The sequence below is a fragment of the Rothia sp. 27098_8_161 genome (assembly GCF_041432905.1).
Classification (GTDB): Bacteria; Actinomycetota; Actinomycetes; order Actinomycetales; family Micrococcaceae; genus Rothia.
In genome coordinates, this window is the sequence record NZ_JAPWAL010000013.1 from 37,977 (window position 1) to 53,556 (window position 15,580).

Consider the following 15,580-nt stretch of genomic DNA (forward strand, 5'->3'; position numbering starts at 1 on the left):
CGCGCGTGCCCGAACGTGGTTAACGAAAAACTGTGGATAACCTCAGTTCTCAGAAGGAATTAGAGGTTATCCACAGCTATTTATTTGAAATTTTGGGGCATATTTTTCAAAAACGCCGCTCGGGTGCCAATTCACCGCGTCATATTCGCGTAGTTTCATCGCGCGGTTTCATCACCTAAGTTCTGCCGCCCAGCAGCTCGGCACTGGTGCGCTTACCTCCGGCAAGGCGGTGAATCAGGCCTGAGCTAGGCGTTAAAGTCCGGCATTTCCGGCACGGTGAACTCCTGGTTGGGCAGGCGCTCCTCCACGTTCACATCACGCACCGAGTATGCGTGCACCTTCTTCACAAAGCGGTTGGAGCGGAATACATCCCACACCCACACGTCGCTCATGCTCACCTCAAAGTAGAGGGTGCCGTCCTGCACCTGCGGGGTGACGTCCACCTGGTTTGCCAGGTAGAAGCGTCGGTCGGTTTCTACCGCGTAGCTAAAGAGCGACATGACGTCTTTGTATTCGCGGTAGAGCGCCATTTGGGCGTCGGTCTCGTAGTTTTCGAGGTCTTCTGCGCTCATTACTCTTCCTTTCCTGGGCTTTCTTAGTACTGATTCAGCGGTGGCACGTTAGGCTTTCGCCAGCTTCCGAGGCGCGGTCTTCAGGAACGCCACGCGCCCTAGCCGCGCTGTGTCGCGGCGGCCTTAATCTGCTCGGCGGTCGCCGGAAGCGACCATGACAGTCGATGCTGCGGGCTGGGGCCCTGCACGCTAATCGCCTCGCGGTGAGCGGCGGATCCGTAGCCCTTGTTGTTTGCCCAGCCGTACCCCGGGTAGCAGGCATCCAGCTGGACCATCAGCTCGTCACGTTCCACCTTCGCAACCACCGATGCGGCGGCAATGGAGGCGCATTTGTAGTCGCCCTTAATGACCATGGTCACCGGCATCTGCGCGGGCTCACCTGCGCCCTCCCATGCCTGGGCGAGCAGTGCGTTATAGTGTGCCTGCGCCGGGTCCGGTGCCAGCGCACTGAACAGGTCCTCCTGCGGAGGGGTAAACCAGCCGTGCTTACCATCCAGCAGGGCGGCGTCGGCACGGTATCCGCGGCGCGCCAGCTCAGCGAGCGCACGCTGAGCGGCAAGTCTCAGCGAGAGGGTCATGCCGAGCCGGTCAATATCTGCCGGTTCCACGTGGCCGACTGCCACGGCGCACCACTGGCGGATTTCGGGAACCATGGATTCGCGGCGTGCCGGTGAGAGTGCTTTGGAGTCGATTAGCCCGCCCACTTCGAGGGTGGCGTCCGGGGTGAGGATTGCGACGCCCACGGTGACCGGGCCCGCCATGGAGCCGCGGCCCACCTCGTCGATTCCGGCAACCGTGCGGGTGCCGGAGGCGAAGAGCTGCTGCTCGTATTCGAGGTCGGCGGCAGGCGGTGTTGTCTTCGCAGGCTTAGATTGAGCGGGTTTCCTTGCACTCTTCTGAGCGCTCACCATCATTCCCAAGCTCGCTTACTCGCTCGGGGTGGAGGTCGGCTCGGGAATCGAGGAGAACACTGAGCTCTGATCCTGTAGCAGACCGAAGTGGTTCAGCGGCCACGCCACCACGAATACGTTACCCTGCACGTCGTCCTTGGAGATGAACGCGGTGCCGTCGCTAATGTGGTAGCGGGAGTCGGCGGAGTTGCTGCGGTGGTCACCCATCACGAAGTACTTGCCGGCGGGCACGGTCACCTTGAAGGGGATCTCCGAGGGCTGGTTGCCGGGGTACAGGTACGGTTCGGTAATTTCTACACCATTGACCTTGACCTTGCCGTTTCCGTCGCTTTCGACCACGTCACCGGGGGTACCAATAACACGCTTGACTAGGTAGTTCGATGAGGTATCCGGCAGAATACCCATGAAGGACAGGCCGTCCTTGAGCGGGTTGCTGGATTTTTGGGTGGAGGGAATCCAACCCTGAGAGTCCTTGAAGACAATGACGTCGCCGCGCTTGGGATTGCTAAAGTAGGAGCCCGCCACGTTAATGAACACGCGGTCGTTCACCTGCAGGGTCTGCTCCATGGAGCCGGAGGGAATGTAGAAGCCACGCAGCAGGAAGGTCTTGACCAGGAATGCGATGACCAGCGCGTAGAGGATGACAGTGCCGCCCTCGCGTGCCTGTACCCAGAGCCATTCGCCGAGTCGGCCTTCTTCCTGCGCCTGGGAGTAGGTCAGCTCTGCTTGTTCGGCGCGCTTTGCCTTGCGGCGTTCCTTGGGGGTCATTTCGGAGAAGTCCTTGGTAGTTTCCACATCTGCGGTAGTCTCCTCATCGCCGGTTTCTTCACGCTCGGTATTCTTCACCGCGGCGTTCTTCTTCGCTTCCTTCACGGAGGAAGAAGTCACGGCGGCGCTTGCCTCGGCGCTAGCTACCAGCTCACGAGTGCTCTCGGTATTACATTCGGTCGCCCCGGTAGCGTCCGCATTCTCTGCGGCGCTCTGCTCAGTAGCTGCATTCTCAGCTGTGGCCTTCTCAGCGGCGAGACGTGTGAAGTATTCTTCCATTTCTCGGCGCTCGCGGCGGCTTTGAGGCTGGTATCCCTCAGGGAAGGGGCTGGTGTTCGCAGTGTTCTTGTCGTCTGCCATGCTGGAGTGAGCCTTTCGTTTGAGAGATACCTAGCTCGGGTGAAACGGTACCTAGCTATTGTATCGAGAGTGCTTGCGCTCTTGGGCTTTTATTTTCTGAGAGCGGCAAGGTTCTCAGAATATGCAAAAACCGCTCCTTGCTCGCGGAATGCGGTTGGGGAGCGGTTTGCAACAGAATTCTGTATCTATAAAGATTAGAACTCGCGCTTCTCGCGGATACGAGCAGCCTTACCGTGGCGGTCGCGCATGTAGTACAGCTTTGCACGACGGACGTCACCGCGGGTCACAACTTCAATCTTCTCGATGGAGGGAGAGTGAACGGGGAAGGTACGCTCAACACCAACGCCGAAGGAAACCTTGCGGACGGTGAAGGTCTCGCGAACGCCTGCACCCTGGCGGCCAACGACGAAGCCCTTGAAGACCTGGATACGGTGGTTCTTACCTTCAACGATTTTAACGTGAACGTTCAGGGTGTCACCGGGGCCGAATGCGGGGATGTCGTCACGGAGGGACTTCTTGTCGAGGAAGTCAAGAGTCTGCATAGTTGTAGATCTCCAGAGCCATCTGCCGCAGGTCAAATAGACTCAGATTGCTCTGCCCCACTGCGGGACAGAAAACTTTATGCTTCGGACAGGATTGGTGCCCGAAGGTTGACATCGTTGGTCGCTCTTCCCCCTGCGGCAGGGGCGTGCCCGATGTCAACACAATGCTCCATTATCCCAATGCACCCGCGTTTATGCAAGCATCCGGGGAACACTTTTAGAAGGGGGGTTCGTCACTCTGCACTCCCCCACCCTCGGATGCGCCGTTCTGCACAGGAGCATACTGTTGCGTGTACTGAGGCGCCTCCTGCAATGGTGCACCCGAGTGCGGCGTACCCTGCTGCGTCGTGTCCTGCTGAGGTACCCCCTGCATGGAACCCTCGTTGACCGTACGCTTCTCCACGGTGCGGGCGAAGGTGCTCGTACCGTAGTTCAGGTCGTGACCGATACCGAGGGCATCCACTTCTACCGTGGTGCCCTGCGTGCCGTCTTCACGGTTCCAGCGGCTAATACGCTGGCGGCCACTCACGACCAGCGGTTGCCCCTTCTCAATGGAGGTGGCGATGTTCTGGGCGAGGCGGCGGTAGGCTTTCACGGTGTACCAGTTGGTGGTGCCTTCTTTCCAGGTGCCGGTAGCGTCTTGCCAACGCGGGGTGCTGGCGAGGCGAAAGTTCACGACGGGCACCCCATTGGGCAGGGTGCTCAGTGTCGGGTCGGAAGCGGTGAATCCACGGATCAGGATGGTGTCGCTCATGGTTTCTCCTTAGAAACTAGTGGGTGGGTTCCTCCACCCTGCCAGCATTGACCCGACTCTGCACCTGGCGGTTACCGCTTCTGTGGATAACCTCACGTTTTACGGTTTTGGGTACCGCCTGTGGATAGAGTTTTTGAACTTTTCACCCCGTTTTTTCAAAATCTACCCGCAGGCAGTGCACTCCCCACAGAAATATGACGACTACTCCCCATCCGACATCACGCCCGCGGCCCCCAAAGCTACCTCCACAAAACCCCACCACACCCGGCATCATGATAGGCATTTCAGCGTCGGGGCGGCTATTTTTTTGCCCTCACGTTAACTATTTCTATCCCACGCGCTCTATCCTTGATGATGCGGTGCACTCAGCCGCATCCCGATCTACCCCTGGAGTTTCCGTGAGCAAAAAGCCCATCAACAGCAACGACCTGCCCACACTACAGGATCTTCAGCGGATTCAACGCAACCTGCCCAAGCTGCCCGACTCGATGGACCCACAGAAAAAGCGTCTCATTTACGGTCTGCTCGCTGTGTTTGCCGTTATCTTGCTGATTATTGGCCTAGTCTACGTGAGTAAGAACGGTGTGGACGGCATGCTCGGTTCGGAGGCGACGACCTCCGCCACCGATGAGGGAGAAACCACCGTTGCCACAGAAACCCTCGCCGAGGTCAAGAACCCGTACAAGGCGGTTGATCTCGCGACCGCGCTCGCACCGGATCTGGCGACCGCGAAGAGCGAGCTGGTATCCCTGCAGGTGAAGGAACGCGCGTCGAAGGCTGGCTACTCTCGTGAACAGTTCGGCCCCGCTTGGGATGACGTTGACGGTAACAAGTGCAACACTCGCGACGACATTCTGCGCCGCGATCTGACCAACCTTCGTTTCAAGGTCAGGACCCACGCATGCACCGTAATTAGCGGCACTCTGAATGACCCGTACACCGGCAAGACCATTGAGTTCAAGCGCGGCAAGAAGACCTCCGCAGCCGTGCAGATTGATCATGTGGTGGCTCTTTCGAACGCGTGGCAGACCGGTGCGCAGGATCTGACCGCAGAGCAGCGCCGCCAACTGGCGAACGACCCAGAAAACCTGCTCGCTGCAGACGGCCCGGCAAACCAGCAGAAGTCCGATGCAGACGCCTCCGATTGGCTGCCGAGCAACACCGCCTACCGCTGCACCTACGTGGCACGCCAGGTGCACGTGAAGGCGAAGTACAAACTGTGGGTCACCGCGGAGGAAAAGAAGGTTATGGAGCGCGTCCTTAACTCCTGCAAGGGCACCAACCCAACCAAGAAGTAATCCCAGCCAAGAAATAGCCTCCCGGCACCTCGCGGCACACCAACGCAAAAACTATAAAGAAAACCGCCCCGCACCCTGAGTTTAGGGTGCGGGGCGGTTTCTGCATGTGGCGCCCCAGGAGGGAATCGAACCCCCGACCAAGAGATTAGAAGGCTCCTGCTCTATCCTCTGAGCTACTGAGGCCTTCCTCTAGGGTACATGAGAATTTATGCTTCTCCTGCACCGCGCCTCTCACGCGGGGGCCGGTCCACTGGGCAGCGCATCCGGCTGGCCCGACATCCGGTAAGCACGACCGGGATTTACACCGGGAGTTCGCGCTGGGAATTCACGCTAGGAGCCTATCTTGGCGGCTTCCCGTTCTGCCTTTTTCACCTCGCGGCGGCGGGTACGACGGCTTGATGCGCCGGGGAACAGCTGCCACCACAGGCGGATGGCGGTGCGGCGAATCTGCGTGGGGTGCAGGCTCACGTACACCAGGCGGCGGGTTGCCGGGTCGAGGGCCACCAGGTAGATGATGTAGCCCAGGCAGATGACGGTCGCGATGAGTCGGCCCATGTCCTGGTTGAAGTCACGCAGGTAGGGCGATACGTTCAGCTGGTCGCTCACACCGTACGCCATGAAGAACAGCGTGGTGATGAAGTACCACATGAGCTGGAAGTGCGAGCGCAGACCGGTTGCGGCGAGCATCGGGATTGCCCAGAGCAGGTACCAGGGCTGAATCATGGGGCTGCACAGGAGCATGAACAGGATTGCGAGGCCGGCATGGCGGACGATGTTGCGGTCGCGTCCAACGAATGCCATTGCCATAGCGCCGAGCATGCCGATGCCCTTGCCGACGGTCTCGATGAGCTTGCGTATGACCTCGAAGGCGTCGCCCTGAACGAACAGGGAGGCGGCGCCGATGACCAGGCCGAAGGGGGTGTACCAGATGTACTGGCCGCCGGTGGTAGACAGTGCCCTAATCCAGCCGAATTCCAGTCCGGTTACCCAGCCCATGAGCGTCATTTCAGCAAGCAGTAGCACGCCGGAGAGGGCCCAGAAGATGAACTTGCGCGGCCAGGAGGCGTTCTTACCCGCCCAGAGCAGACCCACGAAGGGCAGCACCACGAGGGCAAGCGGCTTGACAGCAACGCCGAGGGCTACGAAGGTCACGCCGAGTGGGCCGCCCCACCAGGTGTCGCGGTAGCGCTTGGCGTAGTAGAGGCCGCCGAGCATGAACATGGTCATGAGTGAGTCGTTGTGGCCGCTGGCGATGAACGATGCGATGAACAGCGGGTTCGGGCCGATCTGCCAGAGGGCGCGGACCTGATTGAAGCCGTGTGCCTTAGCGAGTTTTGCCACGTAGAAGAGGATGCCGATGACCGCGAACACGGAAAGCAGGCGGAAGTAGAAGAGGGAGAGGTCGATGTTCTCCCCCGCCAGGTGCACAATCCACTCTTCGAGCTTGAGTGAGACCGGTCCGTACGGGGGTGGAGATTCCGCCCACATGGGGTCCGCACCGTTCTGCATGAAGTTCGAGATCTCGGAGACACCGTGCTTGTACGGGTTGAGGCCGTGCGCCATGACCATGCCCTGCCCGTAGTAGGAGAACATGTCGCGGCTGTAGATGGTGAAGGCGAAGACCTGCGGCAGAGACCAGCTGGTGATGACGGCAATCATCCAACGCATGGTGTTGGGTTCGTTCCAGTCACCCATTTTCTGGTAGATGCGCAGCCATTCACGGCACATGATCATGGCGCCGAGGGCGAGCATAATAATACCGGTAATGACCCATGCGGCTTCGAATCGGATGGCGCGGATAATGTCGTAGCGCCAGAAGTTAGAGCTGTCGGCGAGCCAACCGACGGCGTAGGAGCCGAGGGTGACCATGATGGAGCCGATAGTGCCGATAATCAGCGTACGCAGACGATGATTATTGACGTAGTCCAAGAGTTTGGGTGAGAGAGGTGCGTCGTGTGCGCTGGGGGTGGTGAGCCAGTGTGCTAGCTCCTTTAGTGCGCGCATAACTCCCTTTCTGTCTGCATCGTCCTTCTGGCTTTTATCATACCGGAGCCCTTGGATGCACTTGTGAGAATCACTGTTATGAAGAAGCTTGTGAACATACCTCAGGGGCACGCAGAGTGGCGCAGTTCTCCCTCGATGCTGCCGTTTGTGCATCCTCTTGCGCCCTCTTGCACCCTTTTGTGATGTGCTATCCACCGGGTCGGCGGTGTTTGGGGGTAGAGTGGGAGGGTGAGTATTTCTAGTGAACGTATTGTATGGATTGACTGTGAGATGACCGGCTTGGACGTGGAGAATGATGCTCTCGTCGAGGTGGGCGTTCTGGTCACGGATGCCGATTTGAACATTCTGGGTTCCGGTGTTGAGTTCGTCATTAAGCCCGGTGACGAGTCTCCTGCCGGCGCGCTGGAGAGCATGAATGACTTTGTGCGTTCGATGCATGAGGCCTCGGGTCTACTGCCCGATATTGAGCACGGTGTGTCAATGGATTACGCGCAGGAGCAGGTGCTTCGCTACATCAAGAAGTATGTTCCGGTGGCGGGCAAGGCGCAGCTGGGCGGCAACTCGGTGGGCATGGATAAGCGTTTCCTGGAGCGTTACATGCCCGAGGTCATGGCGCACCTGCACTACCGTGTAATTGATGTGTCGACCATTAAGGAGCTGGCGTCGCGCTGGTACCCGGCGGCTCGTCACAGCGCCCCGGCGAAGACCGGTAACCATCGCGCACTGGGTGATATCAAGGACTCGATTGATGAGTTGAAGTATTACCGCCGCACTATTTTTGTGCCGCAGGGCCCGGATGCGATTGCTTCGGCGCAGATTGCGCGTGAGGTGGAGACTGAGCGAGCCACACGTGAGGCGGCTGAGTGCGAGGCTGAGGCGTCCGTTTCTGAGGCATCCAAGGCGTAAGCACGGACTGTAACAAGCATCACGGCTTTTTGATTTGGCAGGTTTCTGAATCTCCTGTACAGTAGTATCCGTTGCGTATCGCAAGGGAAACCAAGCGAAGCACATGGTGGTCGTAGCTCAGTTGGCAGAGCGCCTGGTTGTGGTCCAGGAGGTCGCGGGTTCAACCCCCGTCGATCACCCCGATGGAAAGGGTCGTTATGGTTATCCGTAACGGCCCTTTCGTTTACCCTCGATTCGGTTTGCCCGCACACGGTGTACCGGAACAGAGCTTTTACACCCGCACTTTAAACTAGCGAGCGGGAACAGGGCGCACCACATCTTCACGAGGTAATTCTTCACGAGGTAGGCGCATCCGTTAAGTTCCCACCCAACAGTTCCCGTTCAACACAAGCAAAGGATGATTCCGTGGCTATTCGCCCCATCGTTATTCACGGCAACCCCGTTCTGCACCGCCCAGCGGCACCCGTCACCGAGTTTAATGATGAGCTCAAGGAGCTCGTGGCTGACATGTACGAGACTATGGACGCATCCAACGGTGTGGGTCTAGCGGCACCGCAGATTGGTGTGGGCCTGCGCATCTTCACCTACAAGATGGAGAATGAGGACGGCGTTCCCCCGCGCGGCTGCATCATCAACCCGGTATTGACCTTGGGCAAGATTTCTACCGCTGACCCGGACCCCTACGAGGAGGAAGAGGGTTGCCTGTCCTTCCCCGGTTACGGCTTCCCCCTCAAGCGTGCCGAGTGGGTGACCGTGAACGGTCTTGACGAGCACGGCAACCCCGTCCAGTTTGAGGCAACCGGGTGGTTTGCACGCTGCATGCAGCATGAAACCGATCACCTGGACGGCAAGCTGTACGTGAACCGCCTGAACAAGAAGTGGACCGGCAAGATGAAGAAGGTCGTGAAGAAGGAAGGCTGGACCGTCGACGGTAACTCCTGGATGCCCGGCGTAGACCCGGATCCGTTCGGTCACTAATCACGAGCACTTCTGGAGGTCAGAGACCTTTCGAGAAGTTTTAAACGAAGACCGCGAATGCGCTTGAGCGTGCATTCGCGGTCTTCGTTTTCGATCAGTCGATGATGTTTTTCATCAGTCAACAGCAACGTGAAACGGGTCATCCTATGAGCCGGGTTCTGTCTAAAACGCCGCCCGAAGGGGCATTTCGAGGCAATCATCTATCTAGGACGTACGTTGCCGTACGTCTCAAGCAGCCTACCCGAATACGCACCCCACCTCCATGAAGGAAGCTAACGGGGATCGGGCGCACTACCCTACCATGGCGTATTCTGTTTGACCTTGCTCCGAATGGGGTTTACCTAGCCGGGCACGTCACCGCGCCCGCTGGTGGTCTCTTACACCACCCTTTCACCCTTACCGCGGCGAACCGCGGCGGTTTACTTTCTGTGGCACTAGCCTGCGGGTTACCCCGAGTGGATGTTATCCACCATCCTGTGCTGTGGAGCCCGGACTTTCCTCGAAACACGTATGCCTCGCGATTGCCCGGACGGCCCGTTTCACCCAACCCATTATACGCACAACCTTGGAGGTGGCTTGTCCCGGACTCCCTCACGGGTACACAGGGGCGTGTTGGGGGCACACCGGCGTCTCGCGGGTACACTGGAGAGATGCTGATTCTTCTTCCCCCCTCCGAAGGTAAAACCTCCGCCCCCACTGGTAACGCGCCCGTATGCTTTGCTGACCTCTCGTTCCCTGAGCTTACGGCTGAGCGTGAGAGCGTTCTGGAGGAGCTGGCGCAGGTAAGCGCCGGCGTAGACGCTCTGGCGGAGCTCAAGGTGGGTTCCTCTCTCAAAGCAGAGGTGGAACGCAATACGCGCCTGCTGACCGAACCAGCACAGCCCGCGATCCGCACCTACACTGGCGTGCTCTTTGAAGCACTGGATTATGCAAGCTTCTCCCCCGCCGAACGCGATGCCGCGCACTGGTCGCTACTAATTTCTTCGGCGCTGTGGGGTATTCTGCGCCCCGAGGACGCGATCCCCGCCTACCGCCTGTCGATGGGCGTAAAGCTGGGTTCGGTGGGTGCGCTTGCCTCCTTCTGGAAGGGCGCGTTAGGTACCGCTCTGGAGGCGACCGCGAAGGACCAGCTGATTCTGGATTGCCGTTCTGCAGCCTACGCGAAGTCGTGGGTGACTTCCCCGTCACAGACTCTGGCGGTTCGTGTGGAGCGTGTGGCGGCTGATGGGTCGCGTAAGGTCGTCTCGCATATGGCGAAGCATTACCGTGGCCTGTTTGCGCGCTACCTGATTCAGCCGGGTTTGGCGGCTCGTCCTATTGGTGGTTCCACAGCGGGTATTGCCGAATTTTTGGAGGCGGTCAGCGAGGACTGGTCGGTGGAGTGCACTCTGCCGACGGCGCGTAAGGCGGGTGTTTTGACTCTGTTGGTGCATGAGCAGTAGGTTGCCCAATTATTTGTTTTCGCCTATTTTTTACATCATATTGAAGATTTTTTAACTATTTTCTAGGGGCTTAAGCCTGTATCGCCCCCCCTGTAAAACCACTTTCCCACATTTGCGGCGCTTTCGATGCTCAGCACATGGTCAGTCATGGTGAGCTGGTCACTCTGATCGGCGCATTCCAGGCTCGCGCTACGTAAGGTCGTTTAGACCGCTCGCGTTCGCAGGGTGCCCCCCCCCCAAAAAAAAGTAATGCCCTGCCTTTACGTTCTTTTGAGAATCCTTGATGAAAGATTCCTGTCGGACGCGTACAGGCCGGGCTTTACTGTGTCTATTTCTTGGCTCTTGGCAGCTCTTCAGCCGCTACTTTGAGCGTTTACTGTTCAGTCAGGCTGGTCCATGTGACAGCGGGTTCGGTGCTTGCCGAGTGCGCCTCCTGACCGGTTGCCACGCCAGTGGAGACGGTGAAGTCCCACGGGTCGGTGTTCAGCGTGGACAGCTTCGTTTCGATGGTGAAGCCGCGCTCAGCGAGCAGGGCGCGCAGGCGGTTTGCCGCCGACTGCAACCACAGGGATTCGCTGGCTGCGTGGGAACAATCAATCAGAGCGATGTTGCTGCCGTCAACTCGTGCAGTTTCACGGAATTCACTGGCGGGGTGGTGGCGCAGGTCGGCGGTGATGTACACCTGCGCGTCGGTGGCGCGCACGGCGCCGAAGAGAGAGTCACCGGCACCGCCGCAGAGGGCGACGCGGCGGATTGGCTGGTCGGCGCGTCCGGCGATGCGCAGGCCACCGGCGGTTGCGGGCAGCACCGCAGCGAGGCGTTCTGCCAGTTCCTTGAGGGTGATTTCTTCGGGTAGGGTGCCGAGGCGACCGGTGCCTACCGTGTGTTCCTGTTCGTCGAGTACCTGGGTTTGTGCTTCGGTAAGCGGTTCACAATCAATCAGGCCGATAGCCTCACAGAGTGCTTCATTCACGCCTTCAACGGCGGCATCTGCGTTGGTGTGCGCGCCAAGCAGGCCGCATCCGCCCTCGATGAGGGTGTGCAGAATGTTGCCCTTGTAGTCGCTGTCGGGGATGAACTTTGCGCCGCGCAGCAGCAGCGGGTGGTGGGTGATGAGTAGCTGCGCGCCTTCAGCTACGGCTTCTTCGGCGGTGGCGGTGAGGGCGTCTACTGCGAAGAGAACAGTGCTCACTTTAGCAGCGCCACGTCCGGCGACGAGGCCGGATGCGTCCCATCCGGCAGCGAGCTGCGGCGGGAAGAGCGTGTGGAAGGCGTCGATGACTTCTGCAAGGGTGGGGGTTTCTAGTTTTTCAGTCATACCTCTATTGTGGCAGGTGGCGGTTTACGCCGAAGCATGCGTCTGCTTAGGAATATTCTGTGGCTCTGCGGTGTTCTTTAGGTAGTGTGGATTTCTAAATGTTAGTTCGAGGCTCACTATTTGAGGAGGAATCATGACTGATGTTGTGCTTGCTGGCGGCTGTTTCTGGTGCCTGGATGCGGTGTACCGCCAGTTCTGCGGGGTTGAGGTGAGCGTCTGCGGCTACACGGGCGGCGATACTCCCGACCCTAATTATCGTTCGGTGTGTTCGGGCACGACCGGGCATCAGGAGGCGGTAAAGCTCAGTTTTGACCCGCAGGTGATTGACCTGGATACGGTGTTGGATATTTTCTTCACGAGTCACGATCCGACGAGCTGGGATCGTCAGGGCGCGGATACCGGTTCGCAGTACCGTTCAGTGCTTTTCTACGCGGATGAGCAGCAGCGTGAGGCGTTTGAGCGTGCGGTGGCGCGTGCTCAGCAACTGTACCCCTCCCCCATTGTTACGGAGATTAAGCCCCTGGGCGTGTTCTATGAGGCTGAGGAGTATCACCAGAATTATTACGCGTTGAATCCGGCGCAAGGTTATTGTGCGTTTGTGGTGAGCCCGAAGGTGGCTCAGGCACGCCGTAATTTTGCGCATCTGCTCCGTTAGCCGGTGCTTCCGGATCAGTCGAGGTGTATTCCGTTGTTCACCCTGTAGCTGTCTTTTATTGTGTGGCAGCTACGGGGTGTCTTCGTATGCGCCCGGCTATTTGTTGTTCATCTGCGTTTTGGGGTTGTTATAAGGTACGCCGGGTATGATGGGGGTGTCAACTCACTCAATTTCCTTTGTTGACTTCCTATGAAAGGCTGATCATGACGAGCCCTTCCCTCACTTCTGCTGGTATGTCCCGCCGCGTGGCACTGGGTGCGACCGGTGCCGGCGTGCTGGCTGCCTTGACTGCGTGCGCTAGAGATATCCGCCCGCTGGCTGAAGGTTCGGCATCTAGCTCCGCTTCCGCGAGTGCTTCCGGAAACGCTTCGGCTACTGCTTCCGCATCTGCTTCTTCGGACAAGTCCTATAAGGGCTTTGTGAAGTTCGATAACTTCGAGAAGAACGAGGAATACGTTCCCGCCACTGCCGAAAAGAAGGCGCAGAACGTGCCCAAGCCTCTCGTTCCGGCAAACATGAACGAAGATAACGTTGATGGCATGTATGCGTTCATTGGCTACTGGCTGGCGAGCTTTAACTATGCGTTGATGACCGGCGATACTGAGCCGATGAAGAAGGCTGACCCTGCAGATGTGTATGCGAGGAGTCTGCAGGAACTTACGCTCATGTACGAGAGCGATCTGGGCTGGATCTACGGTACGGATACCCCGGTTACTCTTGAGCTCATTAGTGGTTCTCCACAGAAGGCGTCCGGTAAGGGTACCCGTCGTTACACCTGGCCGGCATACATGAACTACAGCGCCGATGCGAAGATTCATCGTGAGGATACGTCTGACCAGCCCTTTATGACCGCTTCTAGCCCGAATGGCAAGCTAATGAAGGTTGCCGTGGAGTACAAGGACGGTAAGTGGATTATGCTCACCGGCGACGAAGATTCTCCTTCGTCGGCTTCCGGTTCTTCCTCTAGCTCTTCTGCTGTCTAAGACTCTCATCCTACTGAGTTAAGACATAACAGCTTGAGGTAGGCTTCTCCCCCGCCTGCGGTAATGCACCGTGGGCGGGGTTTCTTTGTGCCGAATCTCTGCCGTAACTCTGCGGAGTCTCAGGGAACACCCAGGGGAAAACCCTACGGATATTCGGGGTAGGAGGAGCGGCGCTTGGGTGCGCTTAACGTATATACATTGACGTACTGATAAGTCTTTACAGGGCGTTTACGTCTGCTCTGGTGCACGGCGTCGTTATTTGTTCTGTATTGGATCCAACGAAGAGCTTCTGATGACTATCTTCTTCACTCGACGTACTCTTCTGGAGTTGGTGCGACCGGTATTCATGCGGCTCTGACTGCGTGCGCAAGCAATATTCGCCCGCTGGATGATCCGAGCGTAGTTGACCCGCTGCTCCCCCACAAGGGCGAATTGAAGTTCAATAGCTACAAGTCCACCGGAACGTACCGCCCCGCAAGCTCCACGAAGAAAGTAGAAAACCCGCCCATGCCCGCCCCTCCCGATGGCATGGAGCGTAAGACGAGGTCAGGTATGTACCTTGCTATAGGCTACTGGGTCGCATCCCTGAATTATATGGTGATCACCGGTGACGCTAAACCGCTCAAGGTCGTGAACCTGGACACCATCTACGTGCAGAAAATGGAAGCATACGTAGAGTTATACGCAAAGGATGAGGAGTGGATATACGGCACCGAGACGCCACTCATAGCTGATCTGTCCGAGGAGACCCCACAGAAGGTTGACGAACAACAGTACCGCTGGCTGGGTGTTGGCCGTTACAGCAAGGAAGCAAAAATCCACTATACAGATAGTGGGGAACTCACCATGGCCTCATTGAGTAGCAGCCCCCGGTGATTTTATGAATTTTTCTTTATCTTGAAGTATCAGGATGGTGCCTGGACGGTTAGAAATGAACCAGCCAAACTTACAACATGCTCACCCACTTCAAGCGTGAGCAGATCCGGCGCCTCCGTTTAGGACCTCGGTCATATCGCAGTCGTATGAGAAGCCTTGGGCCCCGTGTTTTTCGTCATCTACCGCCACTTTTACCGCGATGGAGGCACACACAACATTGGGCTGACCGCTCCCCTGCGATACCCTGGAATTAGTTCATTTCCGCCACATACTTTATTCACCTCAGAAAGAGCCCCATGTCTACCATGTACACTCGCCGCACCGCCCTGACCGCTCTAGGTCTGGGCACCGCAGCGCTTCTTGCCGCATGCTCCTCGAAGTCCTCCGAATCTTCGGCGACCACGAGCGCATCCGCTACCGAGTCTTCGACCGCGAGCGCTACCGCATCCGTCTCTCCCACTGCGGAGGTAACCACCACCGTTGAGGCTGGTCCCAGCATGAAGGGTGAGGTCGTTCTTGCTGACTACTCCTCCACCGGCACTTTTGAGCCCGGCACCAAGGAACACAAGGCTGTCAACGTTGCGATTCCGGTAGAGCCGGCGAAGCTGCGTGAGAACAGTGTTGAGGGTCTACACGCGTTCATTGCGTACTGGCAGGCTACCCTGAACTACCTGCTGCTGACCGGTGACGGTGCACGCTTCACGAACATTGACCATACCGGCGACTACTCAACCGTGGCTGAGTTCTTCCAGAGCATGTACGCTTCGGAGAGCGGCTGGGTTATCGGTTCGGAGCGTCCGGTGATTCTGTCGTTGACTACTGACCGCCCGACTAAGGACACCCGCACCGGCTACTACTCTTGGGCAACTGAGATGGTGATTGATAGTGCTGAGGGGGCTGGTGTGTACAGCAAGACCAATGATCGTGTACAGCCGCTGACCGAGGTGTTCAAGTACCCGGGTAAGCCGGTAACTGGCCAGATTGTGGCGCACTACCAGGACGGCACTTGGCGTATGGTGCGTCGTGCTCCGGGTACTGCTTCTGCTTCACCGGTTCCGTCACTGAGCCCGAGCGCTTCTGCTGAGGCTGCTGCGCCTGCGGAGGCGACTGCTGCAGGTTCTGCTGAGGCGTCGGCACAGTAGGTTCTGGATCCTCTATACCGCCGAGAAGCCGCATGTGTTTGAAACACATGCGGCTTCTCGCTTTTATTCTT

The 15,580-nt window shown here is 58.1% G+C and carries 15 protein-coding genes, 2 tRNA genes and 1 other RNA gene; 9 read left to right on the top strand and 9 right to left on the bottom strand.

Annotation, left to right across the window (positions count from 1 at the left end; all coding sequences use genetic code 11):
- Nucleotides 1-245: 245 nt before the first annotated feature.
- From O3648_RS05785 to O3648_RS05805, 5 genes are all read right to left on the bottom strand, one after another.
- Nucleotides 246-572 carry a DUF2469 domain-containing protein gene (locus O3648_RS05785; RefSeq protein ID WP_279788610.1) on the bottom strand — a complete coding sequence of 109 codons (327 nt, stop codon included), beginning with the start codon at nt 570-572 and terminating at the stop codon, nt 246-248.
- Nucleotides 573-670: 98 nt separating this feature from the next.
- A complete protein-coding gene (locus tag O3648_RS05790) occupies nt 671-1,483 on the bottom strand; it encodes a ribonuclease HII (protein ID WP_371569041.1) in 813 nt (270 codons plus the stop codon).
- Between the two features lie 15 nt (nt 1,484-1,498).
- Nucleotides 1,499-2,611 carry a signal peptidase I gene (gene lepB / locus O3648_RS05795; RefSeq protein ID WP_279788613.1) on the bottom strand — a complete coding sequence of 371 codons (1,113 nt, stop codon included), beginning with the start codon at nt 2,609-2,611 and terminating at the stop codon, nt 1,499-1,501.
- A gap of 194 nt (nt 2,612-2,805) precedes the next feature.
- Nucleotides 2,806-3,153, bottom strand: a complete 348-nt coding sequence (gene rplS / locus O3648_RS05800) for a 50S ribosomal protein L19 (protein ID WP_049337710.1) — start codon at nt 3,151-3,153, stop codon at nt 2,806-2,808.
- Between the two features lie 217 nt (nt 3,154-3,370).
- Entirely contained in the window at nt 3,371-3,907 is a 537-nt protein-coding gene (locus tag O3648_RS05805; RefSeq protein ID WP_279755055.1) for a single-stranded DNA-binding protein, read from the bottom strand.
- 398 nt (nt 3,908-4,305) lie between these two features.
- Here O3648_RS05805 and O3648_RS05810 point away from each other — a divergent pair, with 398 nt between their 5' ends.
- The gene (locus tag O3648_RS05810) at nt 4,306-5,205 is read left to right on the top strand and encodes an HNH endonuclease family protein (protein WP_279740648.1); all 900 of its coding nucleotides are present in this window, start codon (nt 4,306-4,308) and stop codon (nt 5,203-5,205) included.
- A gap of 107 nt (nt 5,206-5,312) precedes the next feature.
- Here O3648_RS05810 and O3648_RS05815 read toward each other — a convergent pair.
- Both O3648_RS05815 and mptB read right to left on the bottom strand, forming a co-directional pair.
- Nucleotides 5,313-5,388 (bottom strand) — tRNA-Arg (locus O3648_RS05815).
- Between the two features lie 147 nt (nt 5,389-5,535).
- Nucleotides 5,536-7,209: a polyprenol phosphomannose-dependent alpha 1,6 mannosyltransferase MptB gene (gene mptB, locus O3648_RS05820; protein ID WP_279755056.1), complete on the bottom strand. Its 1,674-nt coding sequence runs from the start codon at nt 7,207-7,209 to the stop codon at nt 5,536-5,538.
- Nucleotides 7,210-7,437: 228 nt separating this feature from the next.
- Between mptB and orn the strand changes: the two genes are divergently transcribed.
- The 3 genes from orn (at nt 7,438) to def (ending at nt 9,093) form a co-directional block, all read left to right on the top strand.
- A complete protein-coding gene (gene orn, locus O3648_RS05825; protein ID WP_279740645.1) occupies nt 7,438-8,115 on the top strand; it encodes an oligoribonuclease in 678 nt (225 codons plus the stop codon).
- 106 nt (nt 8,116-8,221) lie between these two features.
- A tRNA-His gene (locus O3648_RS05830) sits at nt 8,222-8,294 on the top strand.
- A gap of 226 nt (nt 8,295-8,520) precedes the next feature.
- Nucleotides 8,521-9,093 (top strand): peptide deformylase, encoded by a 573-nt coding sequence (gene def / locus O3648_RS05835; RefSeq protein ID WP_060823562.1) that lies wholly within the window; start codon nt 8,521-8,523, stop codon nt 9,091-9,093.
- Nucleotides 9,094-9,224: 131 nt separating this feature from the next.
- On the opposite strand, the gene rnpB is transcribed toward def, so the two are convergent.
- Nucleotides 9,225-9,630: RNase P RNA component class A (rnpB, locus tag O3648_RS05840), an RNA gene on the bottom strand.
- A 113-nt stretch (nt 9,631-9,743) separates the two neighbouring features.
- Between rnpB and O3648_RS05845 the strand changes: the two genes are divergently transcribed.
- Nucleotides 9,744-10,535: a YaaA family protein gene (locus O3648_RS05845; protein WP_371569033.1), complete on the top strand. Its 792-nt coding sequence runs from the start codon at nt 9,744-9,746 to the stop codon at nt 10,533-10,535.
- Between the two features lie 373 nt (nt 10,536-10,908).
- Here O3648_RS05845 and O3648_RS05850 read toward each other — a convergent pair whose 3' ends face one another.
- Nucleotides 10,909-11,853, bottom strand: a complete 945-nt coding sequence (locus O3648_RS05850; RefSeq protein WP_279740639.1) for a Nif3-like dinuclear metal center hexameric protein — start codon at nt 11,851-11,853, stop codon at nt 10,909-10,911.
- Between the two features lie 133 nt (nt 11,854-11,986).
- Here O3648_RS05850 and msrA point away from each other — a divergent pair, with 133 nt between their 5' ends.
- From msrA to O3648_RS05870, 4 genes are all read left to right on the top strand, one after another.
- On the top strand, nt 11,987-12,508 hold the full coding sequence (gene msrA, locus O3648_RS05855) for a peptide-methionine (S)-S-oxide reductase MsrA (protein ID WP_279740637.1): 522 nt from the start codon (nt 11,987-11,989) through the stop codon (nt 12,506-12,508).
- A gap of 203 nt (nt 12,509-12,711) precedes the next feature.
- Nucleotides 12,712-13,491 carry a DUF6318 family protein gene (locus tag O3648_RS05860; protein WP_371569037.1) on the top strand — a complete coding sequence of 260 codons (780 nt, stop codon included), beginning with the start codon at nt 12,712-12,714 and terminating at the stop codon, nt 13,489-13,491.
- 432 nt (nt 13,492-13,923) lie between these two features.
- Complete coding sequence (locus O3648_RS05865) at nt 13,924-14,367, top strand: DUF6318 family protein (RefSeq protein WP_279740633.1); 444 nt, start codon at nt 13,924-13,926, stop codon at nt 14,365-14,367.
- 296 nt (nt 14,368-14,663) lie between these two features.
- Nucleotides 14,664-15,509, top strand: a complete 846-nt coding sequence (locus O3648_RS05870) for a DUF6318 family protein (RefSeq protein WP_279740631.1) — start codon at nt 14,664-14,666, stop codon at nt 15,507-15,509.
- Nucleotides 15,510-15,580 lie beyond the last annotated feature (71 nt).

What these genes read in the sequence shown, in the direction of transcription:
- O3648_RS05845 (WP_371569033.1), top strand. Translation starts at nt 9,744, where the DNA reads ATGCTGATTCTTCTTCCCCCCTCCGAAGGTAAAACCTCCGCCCCCACT.
- rplS (WP_049337710.1), bottom strand. Translation starts at nt 3,153, where the DNA reads ATGCAGACTCTTGACTTCCTCGACAAGAAGTCCCTCCGTGACGACATC.
- O3648_RS05790 (WP_371569041.1), bottom strand. Translation starts at nt 1,483, where the DNA reads ATGGTGAGCGCTCAGAAGAGTGCAAGGAAACCCGCTCAATCTAAGCCT.
- mptB (WP_279755056.1), bottom strand. Translation starts at nt 7,209, where the DNA reads ATGCGCGCACTAAAGGAGCTAGCACACTGGCTCACCACCCCCAGCGCA.
- O3648_RS05860 (WP_371569037.1), top strand. Translation starts at nt 12,712, where the DNA reads ATGACGAGCCCTTCCCTCACTTCTGCTGGTATGTCCCGCCGCGTGGCA.
- O3648_RS05850 (WP_279740639.1), bottom strand. Translation starts at nt 11,853, where the DNA reads ATGACTGAAAAACTAGAAACCCCCACCCTTGCAGAAGTCATCGACGCC.
- O3648_RS05785 (WP_279788610.1), bottom strand. Translation starts at nt 572, where the DNA reads ATGAGCGCAGAAGACCTCGAAAACTACGAGACCGACGCCCAAATGGCG.
- lepB (WP_279788613.1), bottom strand. Translation starts at nt 2,611, where the DNA reads ATGGCAGACGACAAGAACACTGCGAACACCAGCCCCTTCCCTGAGGGA.
- O3648_RS05870 (WP_279740631.1), top strand. Translation starts at nt 14,664, where the DNA reads ATGTCTACCATGTACACTCGCCGCACCGCCCTGACCGCTCTAGGTCTG.
- O3648_RS05805 (WP_279755055.1), bottom strand. Translation starts at nt 3,907, where the DNA reads ATGAGCGACACCATCCTGATCCGTGGATTCACCGCTTCCGACCCGACA.
- msrA (WP_279740637.1), top strand. Translation starts at nt 11,987, where the DNA reads ATGACTGATGTTGTGCTTGCTGGCGGCTGTTTCTGGTGCCTGGATGCG.